This is a genomic window from Lentzea indica (assembly GCF_012184385.1).
Lineage (GTDB): Bacteria > Actinomycetota > Actinomycetes > Mycobacteriales > Pseudonocardiaceae > Lentzea > Lentzea indica.
In genome coordinates this window covers 13,336-37,087 of sequence record NZ_VSRL01000071.1, presented here as the reverse complement: position 1 = coordinate 37,087, position 23,752 = coordinate 13,336, and the positions used below count along the sequence as shown (strand labels likewise).

General features: G+C 67.0%; 28 protein-coding genes and 1 pseudogene. 18 read left to right on the top strand and 11 right to left on the bottom strand.

Annotated elements, in window-relative coordinates:
- From ltrA to FXN61_RS20750, 3 genes are all read left to right on the top strand, one after another.
- The coding region (gene ltrA, locus FXN61_RS20760) for a group II intron reverse transcriptase/maturase (protein ID WP_167975708.1) at positions 1 to 1,088 on the top strand (1,088 nt) is incomplete at its 5' end.
- Between the two features lie 136 nt (positions 1,089 to 1,224).
- On the top strand, positions 1,225 to 1,560 hold the full coding sequence (locus FXN61_RS20755; RefSeq protein ID WP_281360557.1) for a Scr1 family TA system antitoxin-like transcriptional regulator: 336 nt from the start codon (positions 1,225 to 1,227) through the stop codon (positions 1,558 to 1,560).
- Positions 1,535 to 1,711: a DUF397 domain-containing protein gene (locus tag FXN61_RS20750; RefSeq protein WP_167975706.1), complete on the top strand. Its 177-nt coding sequence runs from the start codon at positions 1,535 to 1,537 to the stop codon at positions 1,709 to 1,711. Before FXN61_RS20755 ends, FXN61_RS20750 begins: the two co-directional genes overlap by 26 nt.
- On the opposite strand, the gene FXN61_RS20745 is transcribed toward FXN61_RS20750, so the two are convergent.
- Positions 1,696 to 2,118: a type II toxin-antitoxin system PemK/MazF family toxin gene (locus FXN61_RS20745; protein WP_167975713.1), complete on the bottom strand. Its 423-nt coding sequence runs from the start codon at positions 2,116 to 2,118 to the stop codon at positions 1,696 to 1,698. The two genes, FXN61_RS20750 and FXN61_RS20745, sit on opposite strands and share 16 nt — an antisense overlap.
- A gap of 89 nt (positions 2,119 to 2,207) precedes the next feature.
- Between FXN61_RS20745 and lepA the strand changes: the two genes are divergently transcribed.
- On the top strand, positions 2,208 to 4,043 hold the full coding sequence (lepA, locus tag FXN61_RS20740; protein WP_167975705.1) for a translation elongation factor 4: 1,836 nt from the start codon (positions 2,208 to 2,210) through the stop codon (positions 4,041 to 4,043).
- 155 nt (positions 4,044 to 4,198) lie between these two features.
- Complete coding sequence (locus FXN61_RS20735; RefSeq protein ID WP_167975704.1) at positions 4,199 to 5,851, top strand: hypothetical protein; 1,653 nt, start codon at positions 4,199 to 4,201, stop codon at positions 5,849 to 5,851.
- Here the strand turns inward: FXN61_RS20735 and FXN61_RS20730 are convergent, their stop codons facing one another.
- Positions 5,852 to 6,214: a PPOX class F420-dependent oxidoreductase gene (locus tag FXN61_RS20730; RefSeq protein ID WP_167975703.1), complete on the bottom strand. Its 363-nt coding sequence runs from the start codon at positions 6,212 to 6,214 to the stop codon at positions 5,852 to 5,854. It abuts the gene before it with no gap.
- Positions 6,211 to 6,801 carry a dihydrofolate reductase family protein gene (locus FXN61_RS20725; RefSeq protein WP_167975702.1) on the bottom strand — a complete coding sequence of 197 codons (591 nt, stop codon included), beginning with the start codon at positions 6,799 to 6,801 and terminating at the stop codon, positions 6,211 to 6,213. The genes FXN61_RS20730 and FXN61_RS20725 overlap by 4 nt, the downstream gene beginning before the upstream one ends.
- An 80-nt stretch (positions 6,802 to 6,881) precedes the next feature.
- Between FXN61_RS20725 and FXN61_RS20720 the strand changes: the two genes are divergently transcribed.
- On the top strand, positions 6,882 to 7,343 hold the full coding sequence (locus FXN61_RS20720; RefSeq protein ID WP_167975701.1) for a winged helix-turn-helix transcriptional regulator: 462 nt from the start codon (positions 6,882 to 6,884) through the stop codon (positions 7,341 to 7,343).
- Between the two features lie 38 nt (positions 7,344 to 7,381).
- Complete coding sequence (locus FXN61_RS20715; RefSeq protein WP_167975700.1) at positions 7,382 to 7,993, top strand: class I SAM-dependent methyltransferase; 612 nt, start codon at positions 7,382 to 7,384, stop codon at positions 7,991 to 7,993.
- Between the two features lie 10 nt (positions 7,994 to 8,003).
- On the opposite strand, the gene FXN61_RS20710 is transcribed toward FXN61_RS20715, so the two are convergent.
- The 4 genes from FXN61_RS20710 to FXN61_RS20695 form a co-directional block, all read right to left on the bottom strand.
- A complete protein-coding gene (locus FXN61_RS20710; RefSeq protein WP_167975699.1) occupies positions 8,004 to 8,348 on the bottom strand; it encodes a helix-turn-helix domain-containing protein in 345 nt (114 codons plus the stop codon).
- Positions 8,349 to 8,351: 3 nt separating this feature from the next.
- Positions 8,352 to 8,648, bottom strand: coding sequence for a type II toxin-antitoxin system RelE/ParE family toxin (locus tag FXN61_RS20705; RefSeq protein WP_167975712.1), 297 nt, complete (start codon positions 8,646 to 8,648; stop codon positions 8,352 to 8,354).
- Positions 8,649 to 8,815: 167 nt separating this feature from the next.
- On the bottom strand, positions 8,816 to 9,043 hold the full coding sequence (locus FXN61_RS20700) for a hypothetical protein (protein WP_167975698.1): 228 nt from the start codon (positions 9,041 to 9,043) through the stop codon (positions 8,816 to 8,818).
- A 73-nt stretch (positions 9,044 to 9,116) separates the two neighbouring features.
- Complete coding sequence (locus tag FXN61_RS20695; protein WP_167975697.1) at positions 9,117 to 9,548, bottom strand: HD domain-containing protein; 432 nt, start codon at positions 9,546 to 9,548, stop codon at positions 9,117 to 9,119.
- 98 nt (positions 9,549 to 9,646) lie between these two features.
- On the opposite strand from FXN61_RS20695, the gene FXN61_RS20690 reads away from it, so the two are divergent.
- From FXN61_RS20690 to FXN61_RS20670, 5 genes and pseudogenes are all read left to right on the top strand, one after another.
- Entirely contained in the window at positions 9,647 to 11,101 is a 1,455-nt protein-coding gene (locus tag FXN61_RS20690) for a chitinase (RefSeq protein ID WP_167975696.1), read from the top strand.
- A gap of 138 nt (positions 11,102 to 11,239) precedes the next feature.
- Positions 11,240 to 12,285: pseudogene (locus FXN61_RS20685) on the top strand (nitronate monooxygenase).
- Between the two features lie 10 nt (positions 12,286 to 12,295).
- Positions 12,296 to 13,828 carry a DUF885 domain-containing protein gene (locus tag FXN61_RS20680; protein ID WP_312877879.1) on the top strand — a complete coding sequence of 511 codons (1,533 nt, stop codon included), beginning with the start codon at positions 12,296 to 12,298 and terminating at the stop codon, positions 13,826 to 13,828.
- The gene (locus tag FXN61_RS20675) at positions 13,828 to 15,348 is read left to right on the top strand and encodes a DUF885 domain-containing protein (RefSeq protein ID WP_167975694.1); all 1,521 of its coding nucleotides are present in this window, start codon (positions 13,828 to 13,830) and stop codon (positions 15,346 to 15,348) included. Before FXN61_RS20680 ends, FXN61_RS20675 begins: the two co-directional genes overlap by 1 nt.
- On the top strand, positions 15,348 to 16,877 hold the full coding sequence (locus FXN61_RS20670; protein ID WP_167975693.1) for a DUF885 domain-containing protein: 1,530 nt from the start codon (positions 15,348 to 15,350) through the stop codon (positions 16,875 to 16,877). Before FXN61_RS20675 ends, FXN61_RS20670 begins: the two co-directional genes overlap by 1 nt.
- On the opposite strand, the gene FXN61_RS20665 is transcribed toward FXN61_RS20670, so the two are convergent.
- Positions 16,849 to 18,276: an amino acid permease gene (locus FXN61_RS20665; RefSeq protein WP_167975692.1), complete on the bottom strand. Its 1,428-nt coding sequence runs from the start codon at positions 18,274 to 18,276 to the stop codon at positions 16,849 to 16,851. The genes FXN61_RS20670 and FXN61_RS20665 overlap by 29 nt on opposite strands.
- A gap of 126 nt (positions 18,277 to 18,402) precedes the next feature.
- Positions 18,403 to 19,368, bottom strand: coding sequence for a zinc-binding dehydrogenase (locus FXN61_RS20660; protein WP_167975691.1), 966 nt, complete (start codon positions 19,366 to 19,368; stop codon positions 18,403 to 18,405).
- A gap of 70 nt (positions 19,369 to 19,438) precedes the next feature.
- Between FXN61_RS20660 and FXN61_RS20655 the strand changes: the two genes are divergently transcribed.
- From FXN61_RS20655 to FXN61_RS20640, 4 genes are all read left to right on the top strand, one after another.
- A complete protein-coding gene (locus tag FXN61_RS20655; protein WP_167975673.1) occupies positions 19,439 to 19,657 on the top strand; it encodes a hypothetical protein in 219 nt (72 codons plus the stop codon).
- Positions 19,654 to 20,103 (top strand): guanyl-specific ribonuclease, encoded by a 450-nt coding sequence (locus FXN61_RS20650; protein WP_167975690.1) that lies wholly within the window; start codon positions 19,654 to 19,656, stop codon positions 20,101 to 20,103. The genes FXN61_RS20655 and FXN61_RS20650 overlap by 4 nt, the downstream gene beginning before the upstream one ends.
- Positions 20,100 to 20,363, top strand: coding sequence for a barstar family protein (locus tag FXN61_RS56435; RefSeq protein ID WP_167975689.1), 264 nt, complete (start codon positions 20,100 to 20,102; stop codon positions 20,361 to 20,363). The genes FXN61_RS20650 and FXN61_RS56435 overlap by 4 nt, the downstream gene beginning before the upstream one ends.
- A 100-nt stretch (positions 20,364 to 20,463) precedes the next feature.
- Positions 20,464 to 20,823 carry a hypothetical protein gene (locus tag FXN61_RS20640; RefSeq protein ID WP_167975688.1) on the top strand — a complete coding sequence of 120 codons (360 nt, stop codon included), beginning with the start codon at positions 20,464 to 20,466 and terminating at the stop codon, positions 20,821 to 20,823.
- Here the strand turns inward: FXN61_RS20640 and FXN61_RS20635 are convergent.
- Positions 20,820 to 21,593 (bottom strand): enoyl-CoA hydratase-related protein, encoded by a 774-nt coding sequence (locus FXN61_RS20635; RefSeq protein ID WP_167975687.1) that lies wholly within the window; start codon positions 21,591 to 21,593, stop codon positions 20,820 to 20,822. The genes FXN61_RS20640 and FXN61_RS20635 overlap by 4 nt on opposite strands.
- 62 nt (positions 21,594 to 21,655) lie before the next feature.
- On the opposite strand from FXN61_RS20635, the gene FXN61_RS20630 reads away from it, so the two are divergent.
- Complete coding sequence (locus FXN61_RS20630) at positions 21,656 to 22,273, top strand: DJ-1/PfpI family protein (RefSeq protein WP_167975686.1); 618 nt, start codon at positions 21,656 to 21,658, stop codon at positions 22,271 to 22,273.
- Positions 22,260 to 22,694 (top strand): MarR family winged helix-turn-helix transcriptional regulator, encoded by a 435-nt coding sequence (locus tag FXN61_RS20625; RefSeq protein WP_312877878.1) that lies wholly within the window; start codon positions 22,260 to 22,262, stop codon positions 22,692 to 22,694. Before FXN61_RS20630 ends, FXN61_RS20625 begins: the two co-directional genes overlap by 14 nt.
- Before the next feature lie 30 nt (positions 22,695 to 22,724).
- Here the strand turns inward: FXN61_RS20625 and FXN61_RS20620 are convergent, their stop codons facing one another.
- Positions 22,725 to 23,336, bottom strand: coding sequence for a cyclase (locus FXN61_RS20620; protein WP_167975685.1), 612 nt, complete (start codon positions 23,334 to 23,336; stop codon positions 22,725 to 22,727).
- Positions 23,337 to 23,752: the final 416 nt, after the last annotated feature.

Below are 23,752 nucleotides of genomic sequence, written 5' to 3'. Positions count from 1 at the left end.
TGCGCCGGTTGGGCATCCCGACCGTGGCGGATCGGGTGGTGCAGGCGTCGTTGAAGCTGGTGCTGGAACCCGTGTGGGAGGCGGATTTTCAGCCGTGCTCGTATGGGTTCCGGCCGAATCGTCGCGCGCAGGACGCGATCGCTGAGACTCGGTATTTGGCCGCGCGCTCGTATGAGTGGGTGGTCGAGGGTGATATCGAGGCGTGCTTCGACATGATCGATCACACCGCGCTGATGGACCGGGTGCGGGTTCGGGTCGGAGACAAGCGTGTCTTGGCATTGGTGAAGGCCTTTCTCAAGGCGGGGATCCTGGGCCAGGACGGCGTGGTGCGCGACAGCCACGCTGGTACTCCGCAAGGGGGCATTCTCTCGCCCCTGCTGGCCAATATCGCGTTGTCGGTTCTGGATGACTATGTCGCTCAGGCCGCGGGCGGTCCGGCCACGCCGGGGTGGGAGCGCGTCAGACGCCGACGCCGGGGACAGGCCAACTACCGCCTGGTGCGGTATGCGGACGATTTCCTGGTGCTGGTGTCGGGCAGCCGCGAGCACGCCGAAGTGTTGCGTGACGTGGTGGCGGCGGTGCTGGCGCCGATGGGGTTACGCCTGTCGGCGTTCAAGACGACGATCACCCATATCGACGAGGGCTTCGACTTTCTGGGGTGGCGCATCCAGCGGCATCGGCAGAAAGGCGGCGATCGGTGCTACGTCTACACCTATCCGTCCAAGAAGGCCCTCATGGCCGTCGTGGTCAAGGTGAAGAGGTTGTGCCGTCAGGACATCAACCGGCAGCTACCGGTCCTGCTCAGCCGGGTCAACCCGGCGCTGCGGGGCTGGTGCGCCTACTTCCAGCCCGGCGTGTCCGGTTCGACCTTTCACTGGCTGAGCCACCTCACCTGGTGGCAGGTCATCGGGTGGATCAGGCGCAAACACCGGCGGATCACCTGGAAGGAACTCCGTCGCCGCTACTGCGGCGGTGGTTGGTGGCCGATCACGGCGCAGGGCCGACTCTTCGAACCGGGACGGGTGCACACCACTCGCTACCGGTATCGAGGAACACGGATCCCGACGCCCTGGGCTGCTATCGGGTAAGGAAATCGGCAACGTCCACACGGGAATCATGGAGAGCCCGGTGCTCAGTAATGGGCACGCCGGGTTCGGGAGGCGGCTCGGAGAAACCCATCAGCAGCAATGCTGACAGGGCGCTCCGAGTCGACCTCACCATGCGCTGCAGCTACAAGTCGGGGACGACCGAGTCATGGAGGACCAGTACGCCCGGCTGCTGTTGAAGGCTCACATGATTCGGATCGTGCCTGCCGACGCTCCCGTGATCGCCTCGAACTGCACGCTGTGGGAGTACGAGAAGTCGATGCCGGTCGCCTTCACCGAGAGCAACCTCGCGAAGGTGTTCGTGCAGGATCCGGGCGCTATCGCGAGGACTCGGCTGCTCTTCGACCGTTTGGCTGAGGTCGCTTTGGATGAGGGACAATCGCGGAGCAAGCTGGCGGAGTACGTCGGCCGACCGCGAAAGGACTTCGATGGCCCAGGAGCGCGCTTGGCGTAAGAGCAGCTACAGCGACGGGACCGAGGACGGCGACTGCGTCGAAGTGGCGTTTGCCCAGGACGTGCTCGTTCGTGACTCCAAGAACGCCGACGCGGGCACGTTGACCTTCAGCGCACCCGCGTGGCGTGCGTTCGTTCAGCGCCAGCCGTGACGTTGGCGTAGGACGTCCACGACCTGACCGAAGGCGGCCGGCCCGAGCACGGCACCCTCGCGCCGGATGTCGTCGTCCGAGTCGAGCGCGAACACGCGGTCGAGCCGCAGGTACGACGGCCGGCCGTCGCGGTCCCACGCGCCCGCGCCCAGTTCGAGGTAGTCGTCGCGCGGCTCCTTCGACGAGAGCATCAGCGCGATCAGTTCACCCTTGGCACGGCCCACGACCAGCAGCGGGCGGTCCTTGCCGCGTGACGCGTCCTCCTCGAAGGGGACCCAGGCCCAGACGACCTCGCCGGGGTCCGCGTCGCCGTCCATCGAGGGCTCGTACTCGAGCTTGGCGGCGTCGGCGGCGTCGAAAATCTCGCGGACCGCGCCCTTCACCGGGCGGGGGTCCTCACCGTTCATCAGCACGGACGCACCCTAGTGGTGTGGAGCACACGGGCCTCTATGGGACCATAAGGGGACACCCGTCCGATTTCCTGCTGAGGATCACCTTGAGCTCGTTCGCCGACCAGACGTTCACGTCGCCGGAGCTGATCCGGAACTTCTGCATCATCGCGCACATCGACCACGGCAAGTCGACCCTGGCCGATCGGATGCTGCAGCTCACCGGCGTGGTCGACGCGCGGGCGATGCGGGCGCAGTACCTCGACCGGATGGACATCGAGCGGGAGCGCGGTATCACCATCAAGGCGCAGAACGTGCGCCTGCCGTGGGTGGTCGACGGCACGAACCACGTCCTGCACATGATCGACACGCCCGGCCACGTCGACTTCACCTACGAGGTGTCCCGCGCACTGGAGGCCTGCGAGGGCGCCGTGCTGCTGGTCGACGCCGCGCAGGGCATCGAGGCGCAGACGCTGGCGAACCTGTACCTGGCGATGGAGAACGACCTCACCATCATCCCGGTGCTGAACAAGATCGACCTGCCCGCCGCGGACCCGGACAAGTACGCCAAGGAGATCGCGCACATCGTGGGCTGCGAGCCTGAGGAAGTGCTGCGGGTCTCGGCGAAGACGGGTCTCGGCGTCGGCGCGCTGCTCGACGAGGTCGTGAAGAAGGTTCCGTCCCCGGTCGGCCAGGCCGACGCCCCGGCCCGCGCGATGATCTTCGACTCGGTCTACGACACCTACCGCGGCGTCGTCACCTACATCCGTGTCGTCGACGGCAAGATCACGCCGCGCGAGCGGATCAAGATGATGTCGACGGGCGCCACGCACGAGATCCTCGAGGTCGGCATCGTCTCGCCGGAGCCCAAGCCCAGCGTGGGCCTCGGCGTCGGCGAGGTGGGTTACCTGATCACCGGCGTGAAGGACGTCCGCCAGTCGAAGGTCGGCGACACCGTCACGTCCGAGCGCAAGGGCGCCACCGAGCCGCTGGCGGGCTACCGCGAGCCCCGCCCGATGGTCTACTCGGGTCTGTACCCGGTCGACGGCTCGGACTACCCGGAGCTGCGCGAGGCCCTGGACAAGCTCCAGCTCAACGACGCCGCGCTCACCTACGAGCCGGAGACCTCCGCGGCACTGGGCTTCGGCTTCCGCTGCGGCTTCCTCGGCCTGCTGCACCTGGAGATCACCCGCGACCGCCTGGAGCGCGAGTACGGCCTGGACCTGATCTCCACGGCCCCGAACGTCGTGTACCGCGTCGTGATGGAGGACGGCACCGAGCACGTCGTCACGAACCCGTCCGACTGGCCGGAAGGCAAGCGCGCCGAGGTCTACGAGCCGATCACCAAGTGCACCATCATCGCCCCGTCGGACTACATCGGCGCGATCATGGAGCTCTGCCAGTCCAAGCGCGGCCAGCTCGGCGGCATGGACTACCTCTCAGAGGACCGCGTCGAACTGCGCTACACGATGCCGCTCGGCGAGATCATCTTCGACTTCTTCGACTCGTTGAAGTCCCGCACCCGCGGTTACGCGTCGCTGGACTACGAAGAGTCCGGCGAGCAGGACGCGGAGCTCGTCAAGGTCGACATCCTGCTGCAGGGCGAGACCGTCGACGCGTTCAGCGCGATCGTGCACAAGGACTACGCCTACGCCTACGGCACGCGGATGGCCACTCGCCTGCGCGAGCTCATCCCCAGGCAGCAGTTCGAGGTGCCGATCCAGGCGGCGATCGGCGCCCGCGTGATCGCCCGCGAGACGATCCGCGCGATCCGCAAGGACGTTCTCGCCAAGTGCTACGGCGGTGACATCACCCGTAAGCGCAAGCTGCTCGAGAAGCAGAAGGAAGGCAAGAAGCGGATGAAGATGGTGGGGCGCGTGGAGGTGCCGCAGGAGGCCTTCGTCGCCGCACTGTCCACCGATGAGCCGAAGGGCAAGAAGTAGGTTCTGCAGTCTCACGGCCGCGTTCTGCCGACTTGGCAGGGCGCGGCCGTTTGGCGTCTTCTGAACGTTTCGGTAACGCGCGATGCGTGACGGACCGCAACCACGATTACCCATCCGCAGAGGTTTGACCGCGAACCGGAGCCGAGGTGGGGACGATGGCGATCGTCTATCGGGGCATGTGGAGCGACAGCGACGACGGCGTGGAAGCCCGCCTGATGAGCTTGCTGGAGCGGTGGGTCGGTTACAAATCCAGCGGCCGGCTGGGACTTGCCGACGGTGTCACCGAGGACGGCACGATTCGGGTGAGGGTCGAGACGGCAGGGGATCCCGGTGGCCCGATCGATTCCATCTTCTGGTTCTCCCTGGTGGAGTCGCTCGAGAACGGCGTCAGGTGGACGACGACCGTCCGTCATTGGTCCGGCCAGGCGGTAACTGAGGAAGTGGGACCAGGCGGCAGCTGGACCTGGGTCGACCTCGACCTCGTTTCCCACGACGAGCTCGACCGGGTGAAGATCGCGGCACCCCGATTCGTCCGCGACCTGCTCGCGGCCAGCCATACGGCCAGACGTCGTCTTGTACCGCTCTCAGCGGCGCCGATCACCTACGAGGGGGAGTCGGGCGCGGAACAACTCGCCGAGATCGTCACCGCCATGGACAGGGACATACCAGTGGTGGTCTTCGCTCCGCTACCCGCCGACTACGTGTTGAACTGGGCGCCTCCCGGCTTTGCGGCCGCAGGGGCCTATGCACGATCGGTGAAGCGTGCAGTCGAGATCAACGCGGGCCTGGCGCAGGTCTGCCGGCTCGACGATGAAGCCACGACTCACTTCGGCGCGATCCTCGGTGAGGACTACGGCGTTCGCGACGGTGCCTTCCGGGTCTACCTCCCCGGCGCAGACCCCGCGCTGAGCGACGGGTGGCGGCACAGGTACACCGTGGCTGCCCGATACCTGAGGAACGAGAGTGCCGGAGCCCAGATCTTCCGTGCTGTGTCGCCACGGGCCGGAGTGCGGCGGGCCGCGCAAAGCTATGAGACAGCCGCGGCCCTGCTGGAATCGGGAATGTCCGGCGAGGACCACGAGATGCTGACCATGGCGATCGCGGTGGCAGATGATCTCGAGCGCCATAGGGCAGATCTTGATCAGAGGTACGAAAACCTGGTGGAAGACCAGCAGGCGCTTGAAGAGGAGAACACTCGGCTGCGTCAGCAGCTCAGCATCGCGTGGAAGGAGAACGCACTGCTGCGGAGCGGTTCGTCCGCAACGACCCCTGACGTCGAGGGCATCGATGCCGTCGACCCTGCCGAGATCGACTCGCCCAGTACCGCGGCTCTGCTGGCGCAGGACTTGCTGTCCGAGTTCCTGAGCTTCCCGGACGACGCGTGCGTCGATCTTGACGATCTCGATGCGGCGGTGGAGGCGAGAGCATGGGGGCAGACCTCGTGGCGGGCGTTTCTGGCCCTGTACGCATACGGTGAAACGCTGCGCACCTCCGACAACGCGGCTGACTTCTGGTCGTGGTGCGTCAAATCGCGCCATCCGCACGTGTGGCCCGCCACGCCGAAGAAGCTCGCCATGTCGGAGAGCGAGACCGTGATGAACAATCCGAAGCTGGCGGCAAAGAGGATCTTTCCCGTCGACAGCGAAGTCGACTCCTCCGGCAGGGTGGAGATGCAGGCGCACATCAAGATCGCTGAAGGCGGCGGTTCGCGTGCACCACGCATCTACTTCCTGCCGGCGCGCGAGCACGGCAAGGTCTACGTGGGTTACTTCGGGCCGCACAAGAACGTGCCGAACGGCCGGGCGTGACTATGCGCCTGGCTCTATGAGCGCGACGACTCGTTCTTCGTCGCGCGAGTAGGGCCCGCCGATGTACTTCCGCGCGATCCGGTCGACGATCTCCCACGCCGGCTCGCCCTGGAGCCACTCGACGACGCGCCCGCGGATGATGATCGGCTGAAACGGATTGTCCGGCGGCGTCAGGGAAAGCGCGATGCGCGGGTCACGGCGCAGGTTGCGAGCCTTCCGGGAGTTCGGCCCGGTGAGGATCACGACGTGGTCGCCGTGGGTGCCGATCCAGACCGGCACGGAGTGGGGCGCACCGTCGGGCAGGACGCTGGCGAGATGGGCGATGGGGGTGCCGTCGAGCACCTCACGCACGTCGGGCCTCATCGCTGCACCTCGTAACGCAGGTGCGTGACGCCAGGAGCGGGGACGACCTCGACGAGGTTGAGGCGCACGTGCTTCGGCAGTTCCTGGAAGAACGGGCGGCCGCCGCCGAGCAGGATCGGCACCTGGTGCAGCACGATCTCGTCGACGAGTCCTTTTTCGAGCGCCGCGGTCAGAACCCCGCCGCCCATGAGGCCGACGTCCTTGCCGTCGGCGAGTTCGAGCGCTTTGGCGATGGCGTCCTCGATGCCGGTGGTGACGAGCGTCTGCTGTTCGCTGACCTCTGCTGGTCGATGGCTGAGGAGGACGAGCTTGGCGTTCGGGTGCGGGCTGCCGCCGCCGAACCGCTCGGAGTCCTCGTAGGTGTTGCGGCCGGCCACCATCGCGCCCACCCGTGCGGCGAGACCGTCGAAGACCGGTGCGCTGGCCTCGCTCAGCTTGAAGCCGTCGAACACCTGACTGGGCGTGTCGCCGTCGGAGTACCAGTCGAAGAGCATTCCGCCGTCGCCGATTCCCTGCCCGGGGCGCGGATCACGTCCGGTGATGTACCCGTCGACCGAGACGGAGTGGGCGCTGATGACCTTGCTCATCCGTACCTCCTTGAGTTCCTTTAAGAGACTGTAGCAGTGGTGAGTTCCCTAAGGGAACCCCGAATTGCTAGAGTGACGGCATGCAACGTACGAGCTTCAGTGGGATGGCGTGCTCGATCGCGCGCACGCTCGACGTGATCGGGGAGCCCTGGTCGCCGTTGATCCTGCGGGACGTGTGGGTCGGGATGAGCCGGTTCGAGCAGCTCCAGGCCGATCTCGGGATCTCGCGCAAGGTGCTGACGGAGCGGCTGAACCACCTCGTCGAGCAGGGTGTCCTGGAGCGCCATCCGTACGACCAGCGGCCGCGGTACGAGTACGTGCTGACGCGGAAGGGCTTGGAGCTCGTCGACCTGCTGATGGTCATGAAGGGCTGGGGTGACAGGTGGCTCGCCGGGGAGGCGGGGCCTCCGGTGCTCTACCGGCACCACGCCTGCGGGAAGATCGCTGACGTCGAGCTGCGTTGTGACCACTGCGGTGAGCCGATGCGTGCGGGTGACGTCGACCTGCTGCCGGGTCCTGGCGTTGCTGGTTCAGCAACATAGGTTGCCGGTTCGGCACGGTCTGGCGCACCGTGGTCGGTATGACGACTGCGCAGGAGTTCTGGGAGACCTTCTACTCGGAGCGGGACCAGGTCTGGTCCGGGAGGCCGAATCCGCTGCTGGTGCGGGAGGCCGAACGCCTCACGCCCGGCAGTGCGTTGGACATCGGGTGCGCCGAAGGCGGCGACGCGGTCTGGCTGGCGAAGAGAGGCTGGCGAGTCCTCGGCGTCGACGTGTCGCAGGTCGCGCTGGACCGGGCTTTGAAGCACGCGTTCGAAGCCGGCGTGGAGATCTCGGTGGAGCAGCATGATCTCAAGGAGACGTTCCCCGAAGGGCAGTACGACCTCGTCAGCGCTCAGTTCCTGCACTCGCCGGTCGAGGAGGACGGGGAGCGCAACAGCATCCTTCGCAAGGCCTCGGAGGCGGTGGCGCCGGGCGGGTACCTGATCATCGGGGGGCACGCGGGAGCGCCGTCGTGGTCCGAGCATCAGGACTACTACTTCCCGACGACGAAGGACGTGCTCGACCATCTCAAGCTCACGGACAACTGGATCGTTGTCACGGACGAGGTGGTCGAGCGGCCTCTCGTGGGGCCGGACGGTCAGGAAGAGACGCGCAAGGACAACGTTCTGACGGTCAAGCGCCTGTTCTAGGCGCTGTGCTTCATGCGACCTGGCTGGTCGCGAGGTTCACGTCCACGCCGTCGATGTCCGCCACGATCTTGAGCGTGCCGCCGAGTGCGGTGATGTACCTCCGCACGGTGTCCACTTCGAGCTGGTCCACTTCGCCCTGTTCGAGCTGGCTGATCCGCGCCTGGCTGACCTTCATGCGCTCAGCCACGTCGACCTGGGTCAGTCCGACCTTTTTGCGAAGCTCGGCAAGCCGGAATCCCAGCACGTAAGCCTGTGTCCGGCTGCGCGCCGTGGCTCGGGAAGCCTCGACCTCGCGTCCAGCAGCGCGGTCGATGGCTTCCTTGTCCGCCTTCACGTCTTTCCACGAGCGGCCCATGCGTCACCTCTTCTCCACGTTCGCGAGATGCTCGTCGTATCGCTGTTCAGCCAGCGGGATGTTCGTGTTGTACCAGTGGTTCCAACTGCCCGCCTTGTCGCCCGCGACCAGCAGGACGGCGCATCGTGCCGGATCGAACACGAACAAGATCCGCACCTCACTCGCTCCCGCTGAGCCCGGTCTGAGCTCTTTCATGTTGTGGTATCGCGATCCCTTGACGCGATCCACGAGCGGTCGCCCCAGTTGAGGGCCTCGCTCCGCCAGAAGGTCGATGGCGCTCTCGACCAGGTCTGCGGACATCGGGTCCGTCCGGGCCAGGTCAAGCAACCAGTCGTCGACCTCTGGATGCAGTTCTATGTCCCACACACAGTGAATATAACGTTAGACTTGTTTTCTTCCGCTGCCAAGCCCTGGAAACGCGAAGGCCACCCGCGGCAACGTTGCCGGGGGTGGCCCACAGGTGTTCGTCAGGCGGAACGCAGGAGGCGGTCCATCGCCTGGCGGTTGATGATCGAACGGAGCTCGCTCGTCTCGTCGGCGCTGTGGCGCGACAGGATGGCGTCCAGTTCGAGTCGGTCGCTCTCGGTGGTGTAGCTGGCCAACTGCCGCTCCAGGCTCCGGCGCTTCAGGCGAGCGTCACGGCGGGAGGCCATGCTCGAGCGCAGGGACTTCACGGACAGGTCGTGGCGGATCATCGTTTCCTTCCAATCATGGTTACGATTCGATAATACACCCTGTTCAGGCGACCTGTACCGATGAAGAAGCGAGTTAGCTCACGTACTCGTCGAGCAACCCCAGCGCCCGTGCGTATTTGATCTTCAGGCGCTCCTGCGTCTCTGCGTCCAGGCGGGCCAGGCGGGCCGGTGAGAGGTTGTCGGCGATGTCCGCGCGCTTCACCGTCAGTGCCAGAGGATCCGCGGAGACCCGGCGCAGGTAGTCCTCCTGGGGCTCGCCCGGCAGGTGCGACAGAGCCACGACCGCGTCGACGACAACGGCGGGGCATCCTTGTGCGAGCAAGTCCGAAGCGGTCACCGGCGTGTCCTCGATGACGTCGTGCAGTACGGCGGCCATCTGGGCGTGTTCGCCCGTCACCGAAGCCATCACTCTCAACGGATGTCCGATGTACGGCCGGCCTGACTTGTCGACCTGGCCGTCATGGGCGGCGGTGGCGAGCGCGATGGCGTCGGACAGGGTGAACATGCGCATCAAGCTAAAGCAAGGCTTGACCTGGCACAGTGGTCTAGTCCATTTTTAGTCCACTCACAACATGGCCGCCGCATGAGGTGTGGAGGTGGACCATGTCCAAGACCAGACGAGCAGCCATAGCGCTGCTGTCCGCGCTGTTCGCCTGTGCCGGTCTCGTGTTGGTGATCAACGGCAGCGCCGTCGCCGCGAACCTCGCGGCCAACAGCGGCTTCGAGGCCGGCAACCTGAGCGGCTGGACCTGCTCCGAGGGCACGAGCGCCACCACGAGCACCAAGCGCACCGGCAACTACGCGCTGCAGGGTGCGCCAGCCGGGCAGAGCAACGCGCGTTGTCAGCAAACCGTGACGGTGCAACCGAACACGGCCTACAAGCTGTCCGCGTGGGTGCAGGGCAGCTACGTCTACCTCGGTGTCACCGGCGGCGTGGAGAAGCAGACCTGGACGCCGGGCACGAGCGGTTTCCAGCAGCTCACCGTCGACTTCACCAGTGGCAGCGCCACCAGCGTCACGATCTACCTGCACGGCTGGTACGGCCAGCCCGCCTACTACGCCGACGACGTCAACCTCGACGGCCCCGGCACGCCGCCGACGAGCACAAGCACAAGCACGACGACCACCACCACCACCACGACCACCACCAGCAACCCGCCGAACACCGGTCTGCCGAAGCACGTTCTGACGGGCTACTGGCAGAACTTCTACAACGGTGCGCGCGCTCTCAGGCTGTCGGACGTCCCCACCACCTACGACATCGTTGCGGTGGCGTTCGCCGACGCGACGGCCACGCCGGGGCAGGTCGCGTTCACCCTCGACTCGGGGCTGAGCAGCCAGCTCGGCGGCTACACCGACGCGCAGTTCAAGGCCGACATCAGGACCCTGCAGAACCGCGGCCAGAAGGTGATCATCTCCGTCGGCGGTGAGCGCGGCACGATCAGCGTCGGCAACTCCACGGCGGCCACCAACTTCGCCAACAGCGTGAAGTCGCTGATCGCCAACTACGGATTCAACGGCGTCGACATCGACCTCGAGAACGGCGTCAACGCCACGTACATGGGTCAGGCGCTGCGCAGCATCCACGTCGGTGGCGGCACCGTGATCACGATGGCACCGCAGACGATCGACATGCAGAACACCAGCGCCGAGTACTTCAAGCTGGCGTTGGCCACCAAGGACATCCTGACGGTCGTCAACATGCAGTACTACAACTCCGGCACGATGCTCGGCTGCGACCAGCAGGTCTACGCCCAGGGCACGGTCAACTTCCTGACCGCGCTCGCGTGCATCCAGTTGCAGAGCGGGTTGCGGGCCGACCAGGTCGGTCTCGGTCTGCCGGCGTCACCCTCGGGTGCCGGTGGCGGCTACCAGCCTCCGTCCAACGTCAACAACGCGCTCAGCTGCCTCGCTCGCGGCACCAGCTGCGGAACGTTCAAGCCGAGCACGACCTGGCCGTCCATCCGCGGCGCCATGACGTGGTCGATCAACTGGGACGCCTCGAACAACTGGCAGTTCGCGAACACCGTTGCCCCTCATCTGGACTCCCTGCCCTAGATGATGGGCGCGTCGGCGCCACGTCCACTGTGGACGTGGCGCCCACGTCCGTTCGGAGTAGCGGACGTGTCTTTCGCGTCATCAAGGACACACGGACTTCACCGGGCATCCAGCGCCTGGTCCAACTAGGTTGTCCTCATGTTCCACACGCTGGCCGTGCCTGTGATCGCCGCGCCCATGGCAGGTGGCGCCTCCACCCCCGAGCTGGTCGCCGCGGTGAGCGACGCAGGTGGGTTCGGGTTCCTCGCGGCCGGCTACATCACCGTCGAGCAGCTCGCGGAGAAGATCAAGCGCACCGGCGAGCTCACCAGCAAGCCGTTCGGGGTCAACCTGTTCGTGCCCGGCACGCGGCCGACGGCGGACATCTCGTCCTACGTGAAGCGGGTGACGGCCTGCGCGGAGAAGATCGGCGTGGTGCCCGGCGACCCGCGCTGGGACGACGACAACTACGCGGCGAAGCTCGAACTGGTGCTGGCGCTGCGGGTTCCGGTGGTGTCGTTCACCTTCGGCCTGCCCGACGCGGACGACGTGCAGCGGCTCAGGCGACCGGCACCACGATCGTCGTCACGGTCACCACGCCGAGCGAGGCACGGCAGGCCAAGCAGATCGGCGCGGACGTCCTGTGCGTGCAGGGCGCGGACGCCGGAGCGCACCGCGGCACGTTCACCGACGACGGCATCTCGCCCGGCGGCGGTGAGCTGTACGGCACGCTGGCCGCGCTGAGGCTCGTGAAGAGCACCGTCGACCTGCCGGTGATCGCGACCGGCGGTCTCATCAACGGCGCCGACGTCGCCGCCGTGCTGGCCGCGGGTGCGGTCGCGGCGCAGCTCGGCACGGCGTTCCTCGGCTGCCCGGAGGCCGGAACCGCTGCGGCACACCGGGAAGCCCTCGCCGAAGGAGCCCGCCGCACGGCGCTCACGCGAGCGTTCAGCGGACGGCCTGCCCGTGGGCTGGTGAACCGGTTCCTGATCGAGCACAGCCCGTACGCGCCGGCCGCGTACCCGAACGTGCACCACCTCACGAAGCCGGTGCGCGCGACCGGTGAGCCGGAGGTCATGTCGCTGTGGGCGGGCACCACCTATCCGCTGGCGACGGCGGAACCGGCGGCCGAGATCGTGCAAAGGATCAACAGCGAGCTCACGGATGTGGTCAATTCCTTGGCGGAGCGCTTCAAGCGCAGCTAAGAAGGAGAGCGTGACCTCGCTCGCAGATGAGATGTTCCAGACGGCCATGGACCACGAGCCGCTGTTCGCGTCGCTGGTCGGCGTGCCAGGCTGGGACGATCGGCTGGAAGACCTCAGCATCGACGGCGAGCAGGCGATCCGGCGGCGCCTCTCCGACATCCTGAGCCGCGCCGAGACGAGCGACGAGGACCCGGTCACCCTCGCGGTGATCAGGCACCAGGCCGAGGCGATCACCAACCGGATCGACGCGCGGCTGGTCGAGCACACCGTGGCCGAAGGGCTGGCCGCACCGGTCAACAACCTGCTGATGACGGCGCCGCAGGTGGACATGTCCCAGCGGGTCGCGCTGGTGCCGCGGTTCCTCGGCCAGGTGGCCGGACGGGTGCGCGACTCCGACCGCAGGCCGTTGCGCCGGCACGTCCAGAGCACCGCGGCACGGCTCGAAAGCTTCCTGAAGTCCCCGTCCCAGGAGTGGGAAGGCGAGTCCTCCAGTGACATCCGGGCCGCGATCGCCGCGTACCGCGAGACCCTGCTGAACCTCGACGGCGTCCGCGACGACGACACCGCGGGCCTGTGCTGGCTGCCCGACGGCGAGCAGAACTACCTCAAACTCGTCCGCGACTACACGACCACCTCCTACACCCCCGACGAGCTGCATCGGCTGGGCCTCGACCTGATCGCCAAACTCCGTGAGGAGTACGCGGAGATCGGTTCGCGGTTGTGGGGCACGAGCGACGTGCCGCAGATCTTTCACCGGTTGCGCACGGAACTGTTGTGGGACAACGAAGACGAGATGGTCGCCAGCGCCGTGGAGGCCATCGCGCGGGCGGAGGAGGAAGCGCCGAAGTGGTTCGGCCGCATGCCGAAGGTCGGCTGCGAGGTCAAGCTCGTCGACGTGGCGGAACGCGGGACCGCGCCGATCGCGTACTACATGCAGGCTCCGCTGGACGGCAGCCGTCCCGGTGTCTACTGGCTGAACCCGTTGGGCGCCACCGAACGCAGCCGCACGCAGTCCGAGACGACGGCGTTCCACGAGGCCGTGCCAGGCCATCACCACCAGACGACTCTCGCCGCCGAGACGGAGCTGCCGAACATCCGCAAGTACGCGTCGATCGAGGCGTATCTCGAAGGCTGGGGTCTCTACGCCGAGCGCCTGGCCGACGAGATGGGCCTGTACTCGTCGGACGAGCAGCGCTTCGGCATGCTGTCGGCGGACGCGATGCGCGCGGCCCGGCTCGTGGTCGACACCGGCCTGCACGCGTTCGGCTGGTCGCGGCAGAAGGCCGTCGACTACCTGCGGGAGAACACGGTGATGCCGGAGCCGGAGATCCAGGCCGAGATCGACAGGTACATCGAGCTGCCGGGCCAGGCTCTCGCGTACATGGTCGGGCGCATCGAGATCCAGCGCCTGCGTGCCGAGGCCGAGTCCAGGATGGGCGATCGCTTCGACGTCAAGGAGTTCCACGACCTCGTGGTGGGAAGCGGCCCTGTGCCCCTGTCCACTCTGGGAGATCTTGTCACCGCGTGGTCGGGGAGGGCCTGATGTCGCTGTCGGAGGAGACGTTCCAGGCGATGATGGACTGGAACCCGACGTTCGCCACGGTCGTCGGCGTGCCGGGCTGGGACGACCGGCTCGACGACCTCAGCGTCGACGGCCACCAGGCGTTGCGCGCCAGGCTGACCGGCATTCTCGCCCGCGTCGACTCCAGCGACGAGGGCCCGGTCGCGCGTGACGTGATCAGGCATCAGGCCGAGTCGATCATCACCAAGATCGACGCCAGGCTCGTCGAGCACACCGTGGCCGCCGGCTTGAGCGCACCGGTCGCGAGCCTGCTCTCAGTGGCCACCCAGGTCGACTTCTCACAGCGGCGGCACCTGGTGCCGCGTTTTCTGCGGCAGGCTGGGGAACGTCTGCTCGACACCGACCGCAGGCCGTTGCGCAGGCACGCGGAGAGCGGCGCGGCCCACGTCGAGCGCTTTCTCGCCTCGCCCAAACAGGAGTGGGAGGGCGACGCGGACCTGCGTCCGGCGTTCGCCCGGTTCCGCGAGGTCCTGCTGGAGCTGCCAGGACGTGACGACGAGCAGGCCGGTCTCTGCTGGCTGCCAGAGGGCGAGGCGAACTACGCGAAGCTGGTCCGCGACTACACGACCGCCTCCTACACGCCCGCCGAACTGCACGAGCTGGGCCTCGACCTGATCGAGCGGCTGCGCGAGGAGTACGCGGAGATCGGCTCGCGCGTCTGGGGCACACGGGAGGTGCGGGAGATCTTCCAGCGGCTTCGCACGGATCTGTTGTGGGCCAACGAGGACGACATGCTCACCAGTGCCGTGGAGGCCGTCGCGCGTGCCGAACAGGTCGCGCCGGACTGGTTCGGCCGGCTGCCGCGAGCGCGCTGCGAGGTGCGGTTCGTGCCGGAGATCGACCGCGAGGTCGCGCCGCTCGCGTACTACATGGACGCCGCGCTCGACGGCTCGCGTCCCGGGGTCTACTGGCTGAACCCGTTGGGCGCCACCGAACGCAGCCGCACGCTGTCCGAGGTGACGGCGTTCCACGAGGCGGTGCCCGGCCACCACTTCCAGCTGACGATCGCCGCCGAGACCGACCTGTCGAACGTGCGCAAGTTCGCGTTCATCGACGCCTACCTCGAAGGCTGGGGCCTCTACACCGAACGGCTCGCCGACGAGATGGGCCTGTACTCGTCGGACGAGGCACGTCTGGGCATGCTCGGGCTCGACGCGATGCGCGCCGGACGGCTCGTGGTCGACACCGGCCTGCACGCGTTCGGCTGGTCGCGGCAGAAGGCCGTCGACTACCTGCGCGACAACACCGTGATGACCGATACGGAGATCCACTCCGAGATCGACAGGTACATCGAGACGCCGGGGCAGGCGCTCGCGTACATGGTGGGGCGCCTGGAGATCCTGCGCCTGCGAGCCGAGGCCAGGTCCGCGATGGGCTCCAAGTTCGACATCAGGGCGTTCCACGACCTGGTGCTGGAGAACGGCGTGGTGCCGTTGTCCACATTGGGCAGTCTTGTCACCGCTTGGTCGGAAAGGGTCTGATGTCGCTCGCTGACGAGATGTTCCAGGCAGCCATGGACTGGAAGCCGTTCATGCCGACCATGTACGGCCTGCAGGGCTGGGACGACAAGCTCGAGGACCTGAGCGTCGAGGGCGAACAGGCACTGCGGGCGCGGATCGCCGACATCCTGAGCCGGGCCGACACGAGCGACGAAGATCCCGTCACCCTCGCCGTCATCAAGCACCAGGGCCGGTCGATCGTCGACCGCATCGACGCCCGGCTGATCGAGCACACCGTCGCGAAGGGGCTGAGCGCACCGGTGAACGGCCTGCTCATGATCGCGTCGCAGCTGGACGTGTCCCAGCGCGTCGACAAGTTCGCGCGCTACATCGGGCAGGCGGGCGAGCGGGTGCGAGAGTCCGACCGCAGGCCGCTCCGGCGGCACCTCCAGGCCGGCACGAAGCGCTTGGAGAGCTTCCTGGCCTCGCCGGTGCAGGAGTGGGAAGGCGGCCACTCCGGCGAGATCCGGACGGCCATCGCCGGGTTCCGCGACGTGCTGACGTCGATCGAGGACGCCCGCGGCGACGACAAGCCGGGCATCTGCTGGCTGCCGGAAGGCGAGCGGAACTACGCGAACCTGGTCCGCAACTACACCACCACCGCGCGCACCCCCGACGAGCTGCATCGGCTGGGGCTCGACCTGATCGCCGCGTTGCGCGAGGAGTACGCGGAGATCGGCTCGCGGCTGTGGGGCACTTCGGACGTGCAGGAGATCTTCCACCGGCTGCGCACCGAACTGTTGTGGGACAACGAAGACCAGATGATCGAGAGCGCGGTGGAGGCGATCGCGCGTGCCGAGGCGGAGGCGCCGAAGTGGTTCGGCCGCATGCCGAAGGTCGGCTGCCAGGTGCGCGCCGTCGACGAGGCGGAACGGGAGACCGCGGGCATCGCGTTCTACATGCCCGCCCCACTGGACGGCAGCCGCCCCGGCACCTACTGGCTGAACCCGTTGGGCGCCACCGAACGCAGCCGGACGCTGTCCGAAGTGACGGCCTTCCACGAGGCGGTCCCCGGCCACCACTACCAGCTGTCGATCACGGCCGAGACCGACATGCACAACATGCGCCGGTTCGCGTTCATCGAGGCTTACCTGGAGGGCTGGGGCCTCTACACCGAGCGGCTGGCCGACGAGATGGGCCTGTACTCGTCGGACGAGCAACGCCTCGGGATGCTGGGACTCGACGCGATGCGCGCCGGCCGGCTGGTCGTCGACACGGGCATGCACGCGTTCGGGTGGACCCGGCAGCAGGCCGTCGACTACCTGCGCGAGAACACCGTCATGCCGGAGCCCGAGATCAACGCCGAGATCGACAGGTACATCGAGGTGCCCGGCCAGGCCCTGGCGTACATGGTGGGGCGCATGGAGATCCAGCGGGTGCGTGCCGAGCGAGCGAAGCTGGGGGAGCGGTTCGACGTGCGTGCGTTCCACGACCTGGTGGTGGGGAGCGGCGCGGTGCCGCTCCCCGTCCTCGATCAGATCGTCACTGCCTGGACCGCTGCTTCTCCATGACGGAGTTGCGCTTCGAGTAGGCGAAGTAGATGGCCAGGCCGATCAGGAACCAGATCGCGAACCGCGCCCAGGTCTCCGGCGTGAGGAACGTGATCAGCCAGATCGAGAAGACCACGCCGATGATCGGCACCACCGGCATGCCCGGCGTCCTGAACGTGCGCGGGAGGTCGGGCTGCTTGTAGCGCAACACGATCACGGCGATGCAGACCACGACGAACGCCAGCAGGATGCCGATGTTGGTGAGCTCGGCGGCCTCGGCGATCGGCAGGAACCCGGCGATGACCGCCGAGGCGATGCCCAGCACCCAGGTGATGCGCGACGGCACGTGCTTCACCGGGTGCGTCTTCGCGAACCACGGCGGCAGCAGGCCGTCGCGGCTCATCGAGTAACCGACGCGGGCCGCGCCCAGCAGGAACGTGAAGAGCACCGTGGTGATGCCGAGGATCGCGCCGACGCTGATGATGATGCCCAGCCAGTGGAAACCGATGTCCGCGAACGCCGTGGCGAACGCGCTCTCCGCGTCGACGTCCTTGTAGTTGACCATGCCCGTGAGAACCAGGCACGCCAGCACGTACAGCACCATCGAGATCGCCAGCGAGTACATGATCGCCTTGGGCATGTGCCGCTGCGAGTCCTTCGACTCCTCGGCAGCCGTGCTCATCGCGTCGTAGCCGAACACCGCGAAGAAGACCGTTGCCGCGCCGGCGAAAGCTCCGCCCAGGCCGAACGGGAAGAACGGGTTGTAGTTGTCGGTGTTGATGTGGAAGACACCGACGCCGATCACCAGCAGCACCACGGCGATCTTCAGGTACACCAGCGTGGTCTCGAACCGTGCCGCGTTCTTCATGCCCATGTTCAGCACGTACGCGATCAGCAGGCACAGCAGGACGGCGAACAGGTTCACCTTGTACGAACCCTCTGCGACGCCAGGGCCTTCTGTGCCCGGCGCACCCAGCATCCATTGGGGCAGATGGATGTTCAGCAACGACAGCAGTTCGGTGAAGTAGCCGGAGATGCCGATCGCGACCACCGCCACGATCGCGGTGTACTCGAGCAGCAGGTCCCAGCCGATGAACCAGCCGACGATCTCACCGAGCACCGCGTAGCCGTAGGTGTAAGCGCTGCCCGCCTTGGGGATCAGGCCGGCGAACTCCGCGTACGAGAACGCCGCCGCCGCGCTCGCGACACCGGCCACGAGGAACGAGATCAGCACGGCCGGGCCCGCCGTCTTGTTCGCGACGGCACCCGCGAGCGAGAAGATGCCCGCGCCGATGATGCCGCCGATGCCGATCGCGGTCAGCTGCCACAGGCCCAGCGTTCTGGTGAGCCCGTCGCCCTTGTCCTCCGTGATCTGGTCGATGGGCTTGCGCCGGAAGACGCCCTGCTGCGCCGTGCTCATGCTTCAGCTCCCTCGATGGAAGGTGGGTCCGGGCGAACCTATGCGTGTCAACTGTCACGCGGTTTGTCCGAACCCACCAATCAGGGGGCCGAATTTTGGCGCATCGTGCTGTTTACGGCTGGACTGCTACCGGGTGAACACGATCTTGCCGGCCGTTTCGCCTTCCAGCATCGAGCGCAGCCCCTGCTCGGCGTCCTCGAACTTCAGCTCGGCGCCGATCTGCGGCTTGAGCCCGTTGAACGAGCAGAACCGGAGCAGGTCGCCCAGCTCCTCGCGGGTGCCCATGGTCGAACCGACCACGCGCAGCTGCAGGAAGAACAGCCGCTGCAACTCGGCAGCGGTGGCGTCGCCGGACGTCGCACCGGAGATCACCACGATGCCGCCGGGCTTCAGGGACTTCATCGAGTGCGACCAGGTGGCCTTGCCGACGGTCTCGAACACCGCGTCGACCCGTTCCGGCAGGCGCGCACCCGATTCGAACACGTCGTGGGCACCGAGGGAGGTCGCCAATGCGCGCTTCTCCTCGCTTCGCCCGGTGACCCAGACGCGGAAACCAGCGGCGCGGCCGAGTTGGATCAGCGCCGTCGACACACCACCCGACGCGCCCTGCACCAGCATCGTCTGGCCGGGGCGCAGGCCGGACTTCACGAACAGCATCCGGTACGCGGTCAGCCACGCCGTGCCCATGCAGGCGGCCTCGGCGAACGACAGGCCGGCCGGCTTGGGCAGCGCGTTGCGGGCAGGAACCGTGACGTAGTCGGCGAACGTGCCCTGGTGCTTCTCGGTGAGCAGCGTGCGCTTCGGGTCGAGCGTCTCCTCGCCTGACCAGTTCGGGTCGCCGATGACGGAGTGCAGCACCACCTCGGTGCCGTCGTCGAGGGTGCCGGCGCCGTCGCAGCCCAGGATCATCGGGAACTGCTCCGGCTTGATGCCGACGCCGCGCAACGTCCACAGGTCGTGCATGTTGAGGCTGGCGGCCTTGACCGCGACGCGCACCCACCCGGCGGGCACCTCGGGCTCGGGGCGCTCGCCGACGCGAAGCGAGGCCAGCGGGTTCTCAGGACTGGGTTCTGCTGCGTAAACGGCGAACATGGTTCGCAACATACCTATCCTGCGCCCGGCCAAATGCCGTGACACCGGTCACGAGGCTAGGCTCGTGGTCGTGGACTGGCTGGTGCAGTGGTGGGACGGGGTCGAGCTGTGGGTCGTTCAGCTGCCCGTCGCCGTGCAGTTCCCCGTCGTGATGGTCGTCGTGTTGCCGCTCTGCCTGGGTGTGGCGCGGCTGATCGACCGTGTCGCGGACTGGGGTGCGAAGAACCCGGCATCCGGTGCCGACACGACGCCGGAGCCAGAGCCTGAGCCCGAGAAGGTCGCCGCGTGAGCCCTGGTCGTCGCCTGACCGTCGCACTGGTCGGGCTGGTTGCTCTGGTCGTCATCGGGTGGTTCGTCAAGGACAACACGTCCGGAGCGCCTCCCGAGGTCACCAAACCGGTCGTCACGAGCTCCGCGCAAGGTGCGACCGTTCCCGGCGCGAACTCCGGCCTGGACGTCGAGGCGCTGTCGAAGCTCCCGGCCGAAGCCGCGAAGACCTGGAAGCTGATCGAGTCGAACGGCCCGTTCCCGTACCCGCGCAACGACGGCGTGACGTTCGAGAACAGGGAGAAGCGGCTGCCGCAGCAGAAGTCCGGGTACTACAAGGAGTACACCGTGCCGACGCCGGGCAGTCCCGACCGCGGCGCGCGCCGCATCGTGACAGGCTCGGAAAAGGAAGTCTTCTACACCGGCGACCACTATTCGACGTTCGTCGTCGTGGACGTGACGAAATGAAACGACACATTCTCGTTTCCGAGAAGCAGGCGGCGATCGCGGCCATCGCCAAGGCGCTGGACTTTCCCGGCTGGTTCGGGCAGAACCTGGATGCGTTGTACGACAGCCTGACCGATCTCTCGTGGCTGCCGGAGGGTGAGTACGTGCTGGTCGTGCCCGCGAACCTGGACGCCGGCGTTTCGGAAGTGTTGCGTGACGCTGTGAAACGGACCGCTGAATCAGGTGACCGGAAACTGCGTGTGATTCGCACGGAACGGTGACTTGGGCTGCGCTTCTCCCGTCCAGAGTGGACAGTGCAGCTCCATGGGAACGCAATTCCGTCGCTTGAGCTGTGCGCTCGGCGTCGTTGCAGTTGTTGGTGTGCTCTGTCCGGCCGTTTCGTTCGCCGGTGACCCGGACTGCTCGCAGGAGGGGCCCTTCACGCCGTTCGAGACGATCGACGGCGACAACCCGGTGACGATGCAGAACGGCCGTGTGATCGAGCTGCGCGCGTCGAACGTGTCCAAGTGCGCGTGGGGCCGCATCTCTTCCGGCACGCCGGGCGAGGAGATCTGGACGGACCGCAAGGACCCCTCGGCCAACGAGCACGAGGGGTTCCTCGGGTACACCCGGATCGACTCGGGCACCGCGAAGTACACCGAGGCGTTCAAGAACGACGGCAAGATCATGCGCGCCTGCGGATCGTCGCAGGGCATGATCGAGTGCACCGGTTGGTTCTAGTCGGCAGGCACCCAGGAGGGCTTGCGCTTCTCCTTGAACGCCGCGATGCCCTCCTGGCCCTCCGGTCCGCCGAAGTGCCGCGCCGACAGCTTCAGCATGTCCGCGAAGACCTCGCCGAGGTTCGTGGACCGCTCCTGCTGCAGCATCTCCTTCGTGGCTGCCAACGCGGTGGGCGCGCCGAGCGCGAGCATGTCCGTGTAGCGGCGGACCTCGGCGTCGACGCCGTCCACGGGCACGGCCGAGTTGAGCAGTCCGATCTCGACAGCGCGCTGGGCGTCGAACGCCTCGCCGGTGAGGAACAGCTCGTGCGCCTGGCGGGGGAGCAGTCGGGGCAGCACGGTCACCGAGATGACCGCCGGCACCACGCCGATCCTGACCTCGCTGAATGCGAACGTCGCCTCGTTCGCGGCGATCGCGATGTCGCACGCAGCGACGATGCCGACGCCACCCGCGCGGGCCGGTCCCTTGAGTGCGGCGACGACCGGCTTCGGGCTGGTCCAGAGCTGCTCGAGGATGGCGGGGAACTCGTTGACGCCCTGGTCTCCCGCGCTCGCGCCGGCGGCCTCCTTGAGGTCCATGCCGGAACAGAACACGGTGCCCGTGTGGGTCAGCACGACCACGCGCACCTGGTCGTCGCTCGCGGCCGCGGTCAGGTGCTCACGGAGCTCCCGGCGCAGCTGCGCGGACAGGGCGTTGCGGTTGTGGGGAGAGTCCAGCGTGATCGTCGCGATGCCACGCTGCACCTCGTAGTGGACCAGCTCGTCTGCCATGCGGCTGACCTTAGTTGGTCGGGATGTTGACAGTATGCTGTCGAATATGACAGCATACTGTCATGACAACGCAGACGGTGTACCTGGTCCTCGCCGACAAGCTCGCGGACTGGGAGTACGGCCACGTGGCCGCGCAGGTGAGCCTGCAGCAGTTCCAGGCTCAGCCTGGGCGCTACGAGATCAAGACGGTCGGGCTCACGACCGACCCGATCCGCACTCTCGGTGGTGTGCGGATGCTGCCGGACATCGCTCTTTCCGAGGTCTCGCTGGACGACGCGGCGATGCTCGTGATGCCGGGCGGAGACGGGTGGGAGAGCGGGGAACTGGCGGCGTTCGGGAAGCTCGCGCGGCGGTTCCGCGAGGCGGGCAAGCCGGTCGCGGCGATCTGCGGCGCGACGGTCGCGCTGGCGGCCGAGGGTCTGCTGGACGACGTGGCGCACACGTCGAACTTCCTTGAAGGGCTTGGCGCCTACGGCGGCGCGGCGCTGTACCGCGACGAGCGGGTCGTGCGGGATCAGGGCGTGATCACGGCCGGCGGCGCGAGCGCGTTGGAGTGGGCGCGTGAGGTCCTGGCCGAGCTGGAGGCGTACTCGCCGCGGACGCTGGAAGCCTGGTACGAGTTCAACCGCGACGACACCGCGGAGGCGTTCGGGAAGCTGGTGGCGAGTGTCCAGGACTGAGTCGGGCGATGTGCTGACCGACGTCGTGATGAGGACTTTCCGTTTGTACGGAGCGTTTCTCGAGGCGTCCGAGGTGATGACGAAGCCGGTCGGCCTGACCGCGGCGTGGTGGCAGGTCCTGGGCGCGGTGCTGCGCGAGCCGTTGTCCGTCTCCGGCATCGCGCGGGAGATGGGACTGGCTCGCCAGTCCGTGCAGCGGATCGCGGACCTGTTGGTGGACAAGGGTTTGGCCGAGTACCTGCCGAACCCCGCTCATCAACGCGCGAAGCTCGTGCGGCCCACCGACGAGGGTTATGCGGCGATTGCTCGGTTGCGCGAGGCGCAGCACGAGTGGGCGAACCGCGTCAGTGCGCAGGTCTCGCTCGAAGACCTGCGCACGACGCTCGACACCATGACCAAACTGGTCGCGGCTATCTCCTGATGCCCGGCAGGGGTGGGGGCATCAGGGCTTCTAGCCGATGGTCGTGGTCGTCAGGACGGGGCTGGGGTCCGGGTAGCCCTTCGCGGCGGCGTCGATCGGGAACCCGATGACCGTGACGACGGCGGTGAAGGTCAAGCCGGGAGCGTCGTAGCTGGTGCCACCCAGCTTCGTGGTGATCGTGCCGGTGCCACCGGCCTGCAGGTTGATCGTGACGGTCGGCAGCTCGAAGTCGGCGCCGCCCTTGATCGGACCGGGCACGCTCAGCACGACGTCGTTGCCCTGCAAGGCGATCGTCGGCGTGCCACCGAGCCCTGCGCCGCCGGACAGCGACGCGGACTGGAACTTCGAGTTGCCGGGCACCGGCAGCTTGAGCGCCAGTCCCTTGATCTCACGCACCTGCCGGCCACCGGCCTCGGCCGGGATCTTGTTGGGCGCGGGGTCGATGGTGACCTTGAGGGTGCCGTTGGGCGCGACGCTCGCCGGAGCCGAGGCGTCGACACCCTGGTCGAGCGTGAAGTCCGACGACTGCCCGGCGGCGCTCGCCCTGAGCTTGTAAGTGATCGTCTGCGGAGCTGCTGACGCGTTGGTGGCGAACATCAGCATCGGTACCAGTACGAGCGATGCGATTCCGGCTAGCTTCATGACCTCTCCCCGATGAGTGGACGAGGGACATTTCCAGCGCGCGGCGTAACCACTTGACTACTCATGAGTAGGTTTCACGTCAACAGTTCACAGTTCACATCGCCCGAACGGCTCTGCACATTCGATCTTGTGGCGGCGCCCGCAGGGGTGTCAGGGCCGCATCAGTTGGATCCAAATGCGCTATGGTGTTCGCATCGCCTCCGCCACTAGACGGAGGAAGTGAGCCCAGGTGCGCTTCCGGACGGTTGCTGCCTGGGCTTCGCGCTTTCCGGACCTGCCCCAGATCGACGGTGCCGATGGACGGTGTGTTGAGTCGCTTCCAGTCGCTACCGGCACCACGCGACCGCGTCGTTCACCGCGATCACCGAAACTGTTGGAGCGACTGCAAGTACCGCCAACTCAAGATCGACAGGCGC